General features: G+C 73.9%; 12 protein-coding genes. 5 read left to right on the top strand and 7 right to left on the bottom strand.

Features of this window, described 5'->3' with window-relative positions; all coding sequences use genetic code 11:
* Window positions 1–9: 9 nt before the first annotated feature.
* The 4 genes from CNX65_RS24590 to CNX65_RS24605 are packed head-to-tail and all read right to left on the bottom strand — an operon-like array spanning window position 10 to window position 2963.
* Window positions 10–279 (bottom strand): SUKH-3 domain-containing protein, encoded by a 270-nt coding sequence (locus CNX65_RS24590; RefSeq protein ID WP_157767833.1) that lies wholly within the window; start codon window positions 277–279, stop codon window positions 10–12.
* Window positions 280–289: 10 nt separating this feature from the next.
* Window positions 290–1000: a hypothetical protein gene (locus tag CNX65_RS24595; RefSeq protein WP_096495886.1), complete on the bottom strand. Its 711-nt coding sequence runs from the start codon at window positions 998–1000 to the stop codon at window positions 290–292.
* Between the two features lie 44 nt (window positions 1001–1044).
* Window positions 1045–1719 (bottom strand): response regulator, encoded by a 675-nt coding sequence (locus tag CNX65_RS24600; protein WP_096495887.1) that lies wholly within the window; start codon window positions 1717–1719, stop codon window positions 1045–1047.
* Complete coding sequence (locus tag CNX65_RS24605) at window positions 1716–2963, bottom strand: sensor histidine kinase (protein WP_096495888.1); 1248 nt, start codon at window positions 2961–2963, stop codon at window positions 1716–1718. The genes CNX65_RS24600 and CNX65_RS24605 overlap by 4 nt, the downstream gene beginning before the upstream one ends.
* 107 nt (window positions 2964–3070) lie before the next feature.
* Between CNX65_RS24605 and CNX65_RS24610 the strand changes: the two genes are divergently transcribed.
* On the top strand, window positions 3071–4021 hold the full coding sequence (locus CNX65_RS24610) for an alpha/beta fold hydrolase (protein ID WP_232519992.1): 951 nt from the start codon (window positions 3071–3073) through the stop codon (window positions 4019–4021).
* A gap of 86 nt (window positions 4022–4107) precedes the next feature.
* Here CNX65_RS24610 and CNX65_RS24615 read toward each other — a convergent pair whose 3' ends face one another.
* The 3 genes from CNX65_RS24615 to CNX65_RS24625 form a co-directional block, all read right to left on the bottom strand.
* Window positions 4108–4407: a chorismate mutase gene (locus CNX65_RS24615; protein WP_096495889.1), complete on the bottom strand. Its 300-nt coding sequence runs from the start codon at window positions 4405–4407 to the stop codon at window positions 4108–4110.
* Between the two features lie 64 nt (window positions 4408–4471).
* A complete protein-coding gene (locus tag CNX65_RS24620) occupies window positions 4472–5470 on the bottom strand; it encodes a methyltransferase (protein ID WP_096495890.1) in 999 nt (332 codons plus the stop codon).
* A gap of 113 nt (window positions 5471–5583) precedes the next feature.
* A complete protein-coding gene (locus tag CNX65_RS24625) occupies window positions 5584–6486 on the bottom strand; it encodes a phytanoyl-CoA dioxygenase family protein (protein WP_096495891.1) in 903 nt (300 codons plus the stop codon).
* 579 nt (window positions 6487–7065) lie between these two features.
* Here CNX65_RS24625 and cmdF point away from each other — a divergent pair.
* The 4 genes from cmdF to CNX65_RS24645 are packed head-to-tail and all read left to right on the top strand — an operon-like array spanning window position 7066 to window position 12237.
* Entirely contained in the window at window positions 7066–8667 is a 1602-nt protein-coding gene (gene cmdF / locus CNX65_RS24630) for a tyrosine 2,3-aminomutase (protein ID WP_177154338.1), read from the top strand.
* A 58-nt stretch (window positions 8668–8725) separates the two neighbouring features.
* Window positions 8726–9826, top strand: a complete 1101-nt coding sequence (locus CNX65_RS24635; RefSeq protein WP_096495893.1) for an AMP-binding protein — start codon at window positions 8726–8728, stop codon at window positions 9824–9826.
* Window positions 9826–11184, top strand: coding sequence for an aldehyde dehydrogenase family protein (locus tag CNX65_RS24640; RefSeq protein ID WP_096495894.1), 1359 nt, complete (start codon window positions 9826–9828; stop codon window positions 11182–11184). The genes CNX65_RS24635 and CNX65_RS24640 overlap by 1 nt, the downstream gene beginning before the upstream one ends.
* A gap of 12 nt (window positions 11185–11196) precedes the next feature.
* Window positions 11197–12237, top strand: a complete 1041-nt coding sequence (locus CNX65_RS24645) for an alcohol dehydrogenase catalytic domain-containing protein (RefSeq protein WP_096495895.1) — start codon at window positions 11197–11199, stop codon at window positions 12235–12237.
* Window positions 12238–12256: the final 19 nt, after the last annotated feature.

Consider the following 12256-nt stretch of genomic DNA (forward strand, 5'->3'; position numbering starts at 1 on the left):
CGGTCGACATCAGGGCACCAGCGTCTCGGGCATGATCCCCAGGACGAGGGCCTCCAGCCCGGCGCTCCCCCGGCCGTACCGGGCCGGCCAGTTCACCATGAGGTAGTGCTCGCGGACGAGACCGCCGTACTCGCCGAGGAAGCGCTCCGCGGCCTCGGTCGGCGGCAGCCCCACCGAGGTGAAGTGCTCCCGCCACCGGGTGGTGTCCACCCGCCGACCGGGGAACCAGCCGAGCTCGCGCATCACCTGCTCGGTCTCCTGAGACCAGACCTCCTCCACCGACAACCCCCTAGTCCAGGTACCAGACGACCCGGACCGCGTCCGCGCTGACGTCGCGCAGTTCCGCGCACACCTCGTGCTGCACCACGAGCCCGGTCGTGCGGCAGAGCCGGGCGTCGGCGGCGAGCGGGTCGCGGTGCGTGAAGCCCCGTGCCGCGAGGCGGTCGCGCACGGCCTCGGGGGCGTGGTCGCCGGTCGCGCGGGCCTGGCGGGCGCAGCCGCCGGAACCGCACAGCAGCTCCCCCTCCTCGACCCGGAGCACGGCCAGCGCGGGCAGCACGCCCTCGTCGCCGGGCGGGGACTCCAGTCGGGCCAGCCACAGGAACCCGAGGAGCAGGAACCCGAGCGCCGCCACCCCGGTCAGCCGCCACGCCCGCACCCGCTGCCGTCCCACCTTCGCGCCGAGCGCGCACACCGCCGCCGCGAGCAGCGGGTGGAGCCACAGCACCTCGGCCGCCGACGGCACCCAGCGCCCGGAGAACCCCAGGCCGGGCACCACGACGAACCACACCAGCAGGCCCAGCAGCACCAGTCCGACGATCACCCCGACCCGCCGGTTCCCGGTCCACGAGCCGCACCACAGCAGCAGCGGCACCGCGCCGAACAGGCCGACCGGCGGGCCGTCCCACGGGAACACCGCCACCGCCAGTCCGAGAACGCCCAGGGCCAACCGCCACCGGTGCTCGGCCGAGAACACGCGCGACACCACGGGCTCCGCCACCGGCCCATCATCCCCATCTCCCACCGGAAGCCGCGCCGGGGGGCTCAGCCCGCCCCGTCGACCAGCCCGGCTCCGTCGACCAGCCCGGCCTCGTGGGCGAGCACCCCGGCCTGGGTGCGGTTGCGGCAGTCGATCTTCACGAGCATCCGGGACACGTAGCTCTTCACCGTCGCCTCGGACAGGAACAGCTCGCGCGCGATGTCCGCGTTGGACAAGCCCCGGCCCAGGCAGGTCAGCACCTCCAGGTCCCGCTCGCTCAACGCGCGCAGCCTGGCCCTGGCGCCCTCGTCACGCCGCCTGCCCGCCGAGGAGGCGGCGACCAGCCGGGCGGTGGCCGCCGGGGACAGCACGGTGTGCCCGGCCGCCGCGACCCGGACCAGCTCGACCAGGTCGTGGGGCGCGGTGGTCTTGAGCAGGAACCCCGCCGCTCCCGCGCGCAGCGCCGCGAGCACGTGGGCGTCGGTGTCGAAGGTGGTGAGCACGACGACCGTGGGCGGGTCGGGCAGGGCGGCGATGCGCTCGGTGGCGGCGAGCCCGTCGACCCCCGGCATCCGCAGGTCCATCAGCACGAGGTCGGGGCGGTGCCGGACGACCGCCTCCACCGCCTCCGCGCCGTCCTGCGCCCCGGCGACCACCTCGACGTCGTCCGCCGCGCCGAGGATCACCCGCAGGTGCGCGCACACCATCGGCTCGTCGTCCACCACGACCACCCTGATCATCCGGCCTCCCCCCGCGTCGGCACGCGCGCGGGCAGTGTCGCGCCGACCAGGTAGCCGCCGCCGGGTTCCGGGCCCGCGCGCAGGGCGCCGCCGCTCAGCTCGACCCGCTGCGCGAGCCCGAGCAGCCCGGTGCCCGACCCGCTGCCCACCAGCGCGCGGTCGGGCGCCCGGTCCGCCGGGCCGTTGGCGACGCGCACGTCGACCCCGTCGGGCCGGTAGGAGATCGTCACGGCCACCTGGGCGCCGGGGGCGTGCTTGCGCGCGTTCGTCAACGACTCCTGCACCACCCGGTACGCGGTGCGCAGGACCGTCGGCTCGATCCGGCCGGGGTCGCCGTCGACGTGGCACGAGACCGACTCGCCGACCGCGCGCGCCTCGGCGACCAGCGCCCTCGGGTCGGGCGCGGGCGGGCGCTCGGGGCAGGCGGGCCGCGCGGGGCCGCCCACCGGCTGACCGCCCACCGGTGAACCGCCCACCGGCGTCCCGTCCGCGCCCCGGAGCACCCCGAGCAGGTCCCGCAGCTCGGCCAGCGCGCCGACGCCCGCCCGCCGGATGTCCTCGGCGGCGGCGCGCGCGGCGGGATCGGTCGACCCGACGCCCAGGGCGCCCGCGTGCAGCACCACCAGCGTGATCCGGTGGGTGACCACGTCGTGCATCTCCTCGGCGAGCCGCCGCCGCTCCCGCGCCGCGGCCCGCTCGGCGAGCAGCAGCCGCTCGCGCTCGGCCCGCTCGGCCCGCTCCCGCAGCGAGTCCACCAGCTCCCGGCGGGCCCGCAGGTAGAGCGCGGCCAGCGCGGGCAGCACCGTGTTGACGACACCGAGCGGGGTGCTCTCCCAGCTCGGGTCCCACGGCCTGGTTCCCAGCACGGCGAGCGCCCCGATCAGCGCGAACGCGCGACGCCGGTCGGTCAGCCGGACCAGGTTCACCACGATCGCGGGCGTGGCGTGCGGCAGCACCGCGCGCGTCGCGGGGTCCACCGGGGTGAGCAGGCCGGGGGCGAGCTCGGCCGAGCCGAGCGCGAGCGCCGCGACGGTCAGCGCCCAGCACGCGACCGGCACGGGGTGGCGGGCCAGGAGCAGCAGCGACGCGTCCACCGACAGGTGCAGGAGCAGCCCGGCGTGCGGCCCGGCCCACCCGGTGGTCGGCGGGCCCGCGCCGTGGACGGCCAGGTCGAGCGCCCCGAAGAGCACGGCCGCGAGCACCAGCCACGGCAGGTCACGCCGGTTCTCCCTCACCCCGGTCACGGTAGAGCCGATCGGGCCCGGTTCCGGGCGGCGCGCAACTTTGGTGGACCGGGGTGTCCACCTCCTCGGCTCACCGGGTGGCGGCGCGGCGCGGTGCACTCGGAGCCATGGCGAAGACGGGGATGTCCAGGCGGACGGCGTTGCGGGCCGGAGCGGTCGCGGGCGGGGCGGCGCTGGCCGGGGGTGGTGCGGCCGGGCGGTCGCGGGGCGGGGTGACGACGTTCGTGGTGGTCACCGGGGCGAGCGGCGCGCCCGGCGGGATCGACGCGCTGTCGCTGCGCGGGCACCGCACCGTCGGGGTGCCGCTGCCGGGGCACCGCGCCACCGACGCCCAGTTCGCGCTCGACCACCAGTGCCCGCAGGACCCGGCGTCGCTGGCGACCAGGCCGTCGCCGCTGGCGGGGATCGGGCTGGACGACTACGCCGAGGCCGCGATCCGGGTGGTCCGCGCGGTCTCGGGGTTCGGCCCGGTGGTGCTCTACGGCGGCAGCATGGGCGGCGCGGTGCTGAACCGGGTGGGCAGTGCCGTGCCGCACCTGGTCGACCGGCTCGTCTACGACACCGCGTTCTGCTGCGTGGACCTGGCGTGCCCGGAGGACTACCTGGCCACCCCGGAGGGCTCGACGAGCCTGGCGGGCGCGCTGGCCGCCCTGGTGGTGGCCGACCCGGCGGTGATCGGCGCGGTGCGGGTGAACTACCGCACCGCCGACCGTGAGGCACTGGCCGGGCTGAAGGAGCTGCTGATGGCGGGCGCGGACGACGCGGAGTTCTACGGGGCGCTCGCGCATTTGCACCCCGACGAGTCGCTGACGGTGGGCCGGGAGGACTCGCGGGTGCGGCCGGACACCTGGGGTCGCGTCCCGCGCACGTTCATCCGGCACACCGAGGACCGGATGATCCCGCTCGCGCTCCAGGACCGGATGATCGCCGAGGCCGACCGGGCGACCCCGCGCAACCGGTTCGACGTGCGGACCGTGCGGGCGGGGCACCACGCGACCGAGGAGGAGTTCCGCCGGATCGTGGACGTGCTGGACGGGCTGCCGGAGTGCCGCCGCTGAGCTCCCGAGGCGGAGGGCGCGGGGCCCGGCCCCGGTCGGCGGGCGCGTCGACGTCGGGCGGGGGCGGCCCCGCCCGACGCGCGGCGTCAGTGGACGCGACCGAGCCGCCCCCTGCCCAGGCGCAGCAGGATGAGCGCGAGGTCGCGCCCCTCGGAGCCCAGGGCGCGGAAGCGGGCCAGGACGGCCAGCTCGCGGTTGTAGACGATCTTGGTGCCGCCCGCGGAGACCCTGGCCGCGCCGATGGTGCGCGAGACCGCCGTGCGGCGTTGGATGAGGCGGAGTATCTGGTCGTCCAGGTGGTCGATCTCGTCGCGCAGGGCCGGGATGTCGTCAGCGCTCAACTCGGGTGCGGCCGTCGTGTCGTGGTCGCTGTTCGTCGCGGTCATGGCTCGTCCTCAGGCGTGGTCGGCGGCGGCGCGAGCCGGGGTGCGGCCCGGCCCGCGCCACTGCTCATGGTTTGCGTGCGATGACGACGCCGTTGGCCGCGGGCGCGGCGAACGGGCGGACCTCCACGTCGGTGAAGCCGACCTCGCGCAGCCAGTCGCCGTACTCCTGCGCGGTGTAGTTGCGCCCCTCGGTCTCCACGAGCATCGACAGGCTCATCAGGGTGGCGTCGAGGGGGCCGTCCTTGGTGTCGTCCACCAGCAGTTCGCTGATCATGATCTGGCCGCCGGGGCGCACCGCGTCGAAGCACGCGCGCAGGATCGCGCGGCACTGCTCCTCGTCCCAGTCGTGCAGGATCATCGACAGCATCACCAGGTCCTGCCCGGTGGGCAGCGCGTCGGCGAAGAAGTCGCCCCTGGCGAAGGAGATCCGGTCGGACAGGCCGGCCTGCTCCACCTTCTTCGCCGTCAGGTCGCACACGAACGGCAGGTCGAAGATGGTGGTGCGCAGGTCGGGGTAGGCGCGGGACAGCTCGATGGCGTAGGCGCCGCCACCGCCGCCCACGTCCAGGAGGGTGTCCACACCGGACAGGTCGACCGTCTGCCCGAGCACCCGCGCGGTGGGCTTCGAGATCGCGCTCATCCCCTCCCAGAACGACTCCACCATCAGGGTGTCGTCCGAGGCGAACAGCGAGTCCTGCTTCTCCGGGTCCCACGCGGTGGGGCGGTTCGTGCGCATCGCCTCGTCCAGCCGGAGCCAGCCGGGGTAGTCGTGGCGGGAGACGATCTCCACCCAGCCGCCCATGTAGTCCTCGGCGGCGCGCAGCAGGTATCGCGTGGTCATCTCCGTGTTGCGGTAGCCCGCCCCGCTGCGCTCCAGGAGGCCGAGCGCGGCGCACGCGGTGACGAGCTGCTCGACGGGGCGCTCGTGCAGCTCCAGCCGCGAGGCCAGCTCGGCGCTGGTCATGCCCGGCCGCTCGGCGAAGTGCTCGAACACCTCGCGCTCGTGCGCGGTCACCAGGGTCTGGGACACCCACAGGCCGTACACCATGTTCATGATGGGCATGGCCGGGACGGAATTGCGGACGGACGTCATAAGGGCTGGCCTTTCTGGGCTGGAGTGGTGGGCGTCCCGGCGGGCGGGCGGGCGTCGTCCGCCCGCCCGCCGGGGAGGCGAGCTCAGACCGTGCGCTCGGCGACGTCCTTGCTCCACTTGCGGCCGGTCCGGTTCTTGGCCTTCGCCGCGGCCTCCGACGGCACGATCGGCGTGGCCGCCTTGCGGCCGAACAGCACGTCCATCGGCTCCTCGATGTCACCGGCGTAGCCCATCGCGAAGCAGCCCTGCTGGTAGCCGATGATGCGCAGCACGTCCTCCGGGTAGGTGCGCGCCAGCTCCGGCGGGGACACCAGGTACTGGTTCTCCTCCTGGCGCACCCAGCCCGAGCAGTAGCTGACGATGAGCCCCTGGCGCACCTCGTCGCTGGTGTTGTGCCCGCCGCCGTGCACCACCTTGCCGTTGAAGATGAACACCGAGCCCTTGCGCATCTCCACCTGCTTGCCGTCCTCGGGGCGGGTGTCCTCCGGGGCGAGGGCGTCGCTGCCGGGCACCACGTGGGTGGCGCCGTTCTCCGCGGTGAAGTCCGTGAGCGCGAAGAAGAACTGGCACATGACGTGGTGGTCCACCGCGAACGGGAAGAAGTCCCAGATCAGCTCGTCCTTGTGGGGCTTCTGGGCGACCGAGCCGGGGTAGGCGCTGATCAGCTGGGTCTGCGACAGCTGGATCTCGGTGGAGGTGTCCAGCAGGCCGCGGGCGATCGCGAGGTTGAACGGGTTGACGACCAGGTCGCGGCCGGTCTTCGAGCGGGCGACGACGCTGCCGGTGCGCTTGGTGCGCTGGCCCGCGAACGCGTCCGGGCCGAACGGGGTGGCGTCGATGTGGGGCGTCATCTCCTCGAGCAGGGCGTCAACCGTCTCAGGAGGAAGGACGTCCTCCACGATGGCGTACCCGTTGCTCCGGAGGCTGGCCAGGATCTCGTCCGTGCTGGCGGTGTTGGCGAACCGGTCGGCCACTGCGAGTGTCACGACGTTGCTCTCCGTCCTCAGTATTTCCGGTGAGGTTCGCCCCTGGTCAGGGACGATCCGGGGATTGACTGGGCAACAACTTTCCCGAGCATGACGGAAGGTTTCTCTGCATTCCTGACGGCGGCGCTTTCCAGCAGTACTTGTGTTTTTTCGCACGGGCAACCCAGCACCCGCAGAAGGTGACGCGAGTCACATATCGATGTCCAAAGGGGATGGTGCACCACCGGTTAAGCCGGTGTCCACCCGCTAAAACACCTGGTCAAGGGCTTACCAGACGGAGAGCGGCCCACCACGCGCGAAGCCTCCCCCATTCGGTTCCAGAACACCGAAAGGCGGTGCACGAACTTTCCCTGCGCGGTTGCCCACTTATTCCATGATCATGCTCCGTTCAGGTGGACGGCCCCGCTCGCCTTGACGGGCAGTTTGAAAATTGCTTACGGTTGCCGAGCATTTCCGCAGGAGTTGTTCGAGCCATTCGGCTGATCTCGCTAAGCGAACCGACCAGCAGGAGTTCCCTGCCCGCCCGCTCGCCAGGTGGAACCCGGCTGGTCAATCCCCCCGCACATGGAGGCCACCACCGTGACCGCTCTGAACGCCGCCGTCGTCTCGTTCGACGGAGAGACGCTCGGCATCGACGACGTCCGGCAGATCGCGGAGAACCACGTGCCCTGCAAGGTCCAACCGGACGTGCTGGCAAAGGCGGCCAGGAGCCGCACGCAGTTCGAGGAGATCGTCAGGGGTGGCGCCGCGGTCTACGGCGTGACCACCGGCTACGGCGAGATGATCTACATGCAGGTGGAGCCGTCCAAGGAGGTCGAGCTCCAGACCAACCTGATCCGCAGCCACAGCGCGGGCGTCGGCCCGCTGTTCGCCGAGGACGAGGCGAGGGCGATCCTCGCCGCCCGCCTGAACGCGCTCTCGCGCGGCTACTCGGCGGTCCGCCCGGAGATCCTGGAGCGGATGGCCCTCTACCTCAACCTCAACATCACCCCGGCCATCCCGGAGATCGGCTCGCTCGGCGCGAGCGGCGACCTGGCCACCCTGTCCCACATCGCCTCCACGATCATCGGCGAGGGCTACGTGCTGCGCGAGGGCGTGCGCGTCCCCACCTCCGAGGTGCTGCGCGAGCACGGCATCGAGCCGCTGCAGGCCCGCTTCAAGGAGGGCCTGGCGATGATCAACGGCACCTCCGGCATGACCGGGCTCGGCTCGCTGGTCGTCGGCCGCGGCATCGACCAGCTGCACCAGGCCGAGATCGTCTCCGCACTGGTGCTGGAGACGCTGAAGTGCTCCACCAGCCCGTTCCTGCCCGAGGGGCACGAGCTGGCCCGCCCGCACACCGGTCAGATCGACTCGGCCGCGAACCTGCGCGCCCTGCTGCACGGCAGCTCGCTCGCCGTGGCGCACTCCGACCTGCGCCGCGAGGTCGAGGACCAGCGCGTGGGCGACGAGGTCACCCGGACCGAGGTCTACCTGCAGAAGGCCTACTCGCTGCGGGCCATCCCGCAGGTGCTGGGCGCGGTCCGCGACACGCTGCGGCACGCGGCCAGGACGCTGACCACCGAGCTGAACTCCGCCACGGACAACCCCCTGTTCTTCGAGGGCAAGGAGGTCTTCCACGGCGGCAACTACCACGGCCAGCCCGTCGCGTTCGTCATGGACTTCACGACGATCTCGCTGACCCAGCTCGGCGTGCAGTCCGAGCGCCGCAGCAACCGGCTGCTCAACCGCCACCTCAGCTACGGCCTGCCCGAGTTCCTGGTCAAGGGCGAGCCCGGCCTCAACAGCGGCTTCGCGGGCGCCCAGTACCCGGCCACCGCGCTGATCGCCGAGAACCGGACCATCGGCCCGGCCAGCACCCAGAGCGTGCCGTCCAACGGCGACAACCAGGACGTGGTGAGCATGGGCCTGATCTCGGCCCGCAACGCCCGCCGCGTGCTGCAGAACAACACCCGCATCCTCGCGCTGGAGTTCCTGGCCGCCGCCCAGGCGGTCGACCTCACCGGCCGCCACGGCGGCCTGAGCCCGGCGGGCAGGGCCACCTACGAGAAGGTCCGCTCGCTGGTGCCGACCCTGGAGCAGGACCGGTACATGTCCGACGAGCTGGAGCTCGTGGCCGACGCCGTCGGCAAGGGCGAGTTCCTGGAGCCGATCAAGGAGCTCGGCATCGAGCTGCGCTGACGCGCGCCCCGCGAAGACGTCCCGACAACACATCCCGACGAACAGCGGAGGGCTCGGCATGACACCGGAAGACGCGCTCGCGGTCCTGGACGCGGAGCCGGACGCGCGGGTGGACCCGGACGAGCTGGTCCGGGCGGCGATGCGGTGGCACTTCTCCCCGGAGACCGGGACGCCGTTCTGGCTGGACCGGCGCGACCGCCTCGGCTTCGACCCGCTCACCGAGGTGCGCACCAGGGACGACCTGCGGCTGTTCCCGCAGACCGTGGAGGACCTGCGGCACGTGCCGGTGGACGACCTCATCCCGCGCGGCTACGGCGGGAAGGCCGAGATCGTCGGCGTCTTCGAGAGCGGTGGCACGACCGGTTCCCCGAAGCGGGTGCTCTACCTCGCCGACTGGATGGAGCGCGAGATGGCCGGGGCCATGCGCGCCATGGACGAGCGGGGCTACCCGCACGGGGTCAACTGGCTGTCGATGGGTCCCAGCGGCCCGCACGACTACGCCGAGCTGACCGCGCAGCACGCGCGCAGGCGGGGAGGGGTCCGCTTCGCGGTGGACTTCGACCCGCGCTGGGTGCGGCTGTGCACGCGGCAGGGGCGCGTGGACGAGGTGGAGCGCTACCTCGACCACGTCCTCGGCCAGGTCGCGGACGTGCTGGCCACGCAGCGGGTCGGGGCCGTCCAGGCCCCGCCCCCGCTGCTGGCCAGGCTCGCCCGCGACGAGAAGCTGGCCCAGGCGGTGCGGGACCAGGTGCAGGTGATCACCTGGTGCGGCACCAGCATGGACCGCGACACCAGGGACCTGCTGCGCCAGGAGGTCTTCCCCGGCACGGCCGTGTACGGGCTGTACGGCAGCACGATCGCGCTCGGCGCGGCGTTCGAGCGGACCGAGACCGACGAGGGCGACTCGGTGTTCGACCCGCCCTCGCCGCACGTCACCTTCGAGGTCGTCGACCCCGAGACGGGGAAGCCGGTCGCGGTCGGCGACACCGGCCGGGTCGTCATGCACCACCTGAGCAAGTCGGCGCTGGTGCCCAACAACCTGGAGCGCGACGTGGCGCGGCGGGTGGCCGAGCCGGAGGGGCAGGTCAGCCACTCCGTCGCGGACGTGCGGCCGGTCGAGGAGTTCGAGGGCGTCCCGGTGATCGTGGGGGCGTACTGATGGCCGCGCCCGCGATCGGACGGCCGCGCCCCGTCGACGCGCTCGGGCCCCGCGGCCCGTACCGGAGCAGCAGGCGCGAGGTGGTCCGCGACGTGGCGGGGGAACCGGTCGCCGAGCTGACCATGGTCCCCCCGCTCTACCTGCACCGCGCGCTGGACCTGATGCGCGCGACGTCCGCGGAGTCGGCGGCGTGGAGCCCCGGCGAGCGGGCGGCGGTGCTGCGGCGCGCCGCCGACCTCTTCGCGGGGGCGGTGCTCGGGGGGCTCGGGCCGGACGAGCACCACCTGCTGGTCGCCAGGACCACCGGGGTGCCGGTGTCCGTGGCCAGGGCTGCCGCGAGCACCATCGCCCTGGTCGCCGCGCACGCCGTGGACAGCGCGGAGTCCGCCCGCCCGCTCGGCGGCGAGTCGGTCGTGTGGCGGCGCAGGGGGCGGCTGTTCACCGTCACCGCCTCCGGCAACCACCCCTCGGTGCACTCGCTGTGGCTGGAGGCGCTGGCGCTGGGCTACCGGGTGGCGGTGCGGCCCTCCCGCCGCGACCCGTTCACCGCGCTGCGGGTGGTGCTGGCGCTGCGCGAGGCGGGGTGGCCGACCGGCGACGTGGTGCTGCTGCCCTGCGACCACGCCACCTCCGACGACCTCGTGCGGGGCGGCGACCTCGCCATGGTCTTCGGCGGCGACGCCGTCGTCGCCAAGCACACCGGCGGCGCGCGGCGCACCCCCGTGCTGACGCAGGGGCCGGGGCGGGTGAAGCTGCTGGTCACCGGCGACTGGGAGCAGCACCTGGACGTGATCGCCGAGTCGGTCGGCGGGCTGGGCGGGGTGTCCTGCCTCAACACCACGGCGGTGCTGGCGCAGCAGGACGCCGCGGGGCTCGCCGAGGCGCTGGCGGAGCGGCTCTCCCGCGCGCGGCCGCTGCCGCCCGAGCACGAGGCGGCCACGCTGCCGTGCGCGCCGCTGGCCGACGCGCGGGCGCTGGAGGCGTTCGTGCGGGCCAGCGCGGCGGGCGCGGTCCGCCTGACCGGTCCGGTGGCGCACGACCTCGGCGACGGCAGCGCCGCGCTGGGGCCCGCCGTCCACCTGCTGGACGGCCCGTTCGCCGAGCAGACCGCGCTGGAGCTCCCGTTCCCGTGCGCCTGGGTGGCCCCGTGGTCGCGCGACGACGGCGTGGCCCCGCTGCGCGGGTCGCTGGTGGTCGGCACCGACGCCGACGACCTCGTCGACGACCTGGTCGACGAGCCGTCCGTCCGCAACGTCTACGACCTGGCCCGACCCACGTGGTGGCTGCCGCCCGGCGTGCCGCACGACGGGTACCTGGCCGAGTTCCTGATGCGCAGCACCGCCGTGGCGCGGGGCTGAGGGGAGGAAGCGATGCGCGCCGTGGTCCTGGGCGGGCGGGGGAACGTCGTGGTGCGGGACGTGCCCGAACCCGAGGTGCGGGAGCCGGGTGACGCCGTGGTGCGCGTGGTCGCCGCCGCGGTGTGCGGCTCCGACCTCGCGGTGCTGCGCGGGCTCTCGCCGCTGCCGCACCCCGTCCGCAGCGGGCACGAGTTCATCGGCGTGGTCAGCGAGGTCGGCCCGGAGGCGGACCTGGCTCCGGGGCAGTTCGTGGTCGCGCCGTTCAACACCTCGTGCGGCGCCTGCGGGAACTGCAGGCGCGGCGTCACCTTCGCCTGCGCGCGGGGGAGGCTGTTCGGCGAGGTCAACCCGGACGGCACCGTGCTCGACGGCGGGCACGCCGAGTTCGTGCGCGTCCCGCTCGCCGCCACCACGCTCGTCCCGGTCCCCGGACGGCCGGACGGCACGCTGATCCCGGCGCTGCTCGCGCTGGCCGACGTGCTCCCGACCGGGTACGAGGCCGTGCGGCGCGCCGGGATCGGTCGCGGCTCCACCGCGGTCGTCGTCGGCGACGGGCCGGTGGGGCTGTGCGCGGTGCTGGCCGCGCGCAGGCTCGGCGCGGCGCGGGTCGTCGTGATGTCCCGCGACCCGCGCCGCCAGGAACTGGCCCGCCGCCTCGGCGCCACCGACGTGGTGGCGGCGCGCGGCGCGAAGGGCATCGCCGAGGTCGTCGAGCTGCTGGACGGCGGCAGCCCCCACGTGGTGGAGGCGGTGGGCACCGAGGAGGCGGTCCGGCAGGCGATCGGGTGCGCGCTGCCCGGCGGGCAGATCGGCAACGTCGGGCTCCCGTGGGGCGTCGAGCTGCCGCTGTGGGACCTGTTCGGCAAGGGGCTGACCCTCAGCGGCGGTCCCGCCAGCGTCCGCGCCACCGCCGTGGAGCTGCTGCCCGACGTGCTGTCCGGGGATCTGGGGCCGGAAGCGGTCTTCGACGCCGTCTACCCGCTGGACGAGGCCCCGGCCGCGTTCCGCGCCATGGACGCGCGCCGGTGCGTGAAACCACTCCTGCTGCTGTGAGCGCGGCGGGGAACGGAAT

Origin of the sequence: Actinosynnema pretiosum, from assembly GCF_002354875.1 — a bacterium.
Taxonomy (GTDB): Bacteria; Actinomycetota; Actinomycetes; order Mycobacteriales; family Pseudonocardiaceae; genus Actinosynnema; species Actinosynnema auranticum.

Excerpts from the sequence above, each read along its gene's own strand:
- CNX65_RS24620 (WP_096495890.1), bottom strand. The coding sequence starts at position 5,470 with ATGCCCATCATGAACATGGTGTACGGCCTGTGGGTGTCCCAGACCCTG.
- CNX65_RS24615 (WP_096495889.1), bottom strand. The coding sequence starts at position 4,407 with ATGACCGCGACGAACAGCGACCACGACACGACGGCCGCACCCGAGTTG.
- CNX65_RS24640 (WP_096495894.1), top strand. The coding sequence starts at position 9,826 with ATGGCCGCGCCCGCGATCGGACGGCCGCGCCCCGTCGACGCGCTCGGG.
- CNX65_RS24635 (WP_096495893.1), top strand. The coding sequence starts at position 8,726 with ATGACACCGGAAGACGCGCTCGCGGTCCTGGACGCGGAGCCGGACGCG.
- CNX65_RS24600 (WP_096495887.1), bottom strand. The coding sequence starts at position 1,719 with ATGATCAGGGTGGTCGTGGTGGACGACGAGCCGATGGTGTGCGCGCAC.
- CNX65_RS24610 (WP_232519992.1), top strand. The coding sequence starts at position 3,071 with ATGGCGAAGACGGGGATGTCCAGGCGGACGGCGTTGCGGGCCGGAGCG.
- CNX65_RS24645 (WP_096495895.1), top strand. The coding sequence starts at position 11,197 with ATGCGCGCCGTGGTCCTGGGCGGGCGGGGGAACGTCGTGGTGCGGGAC.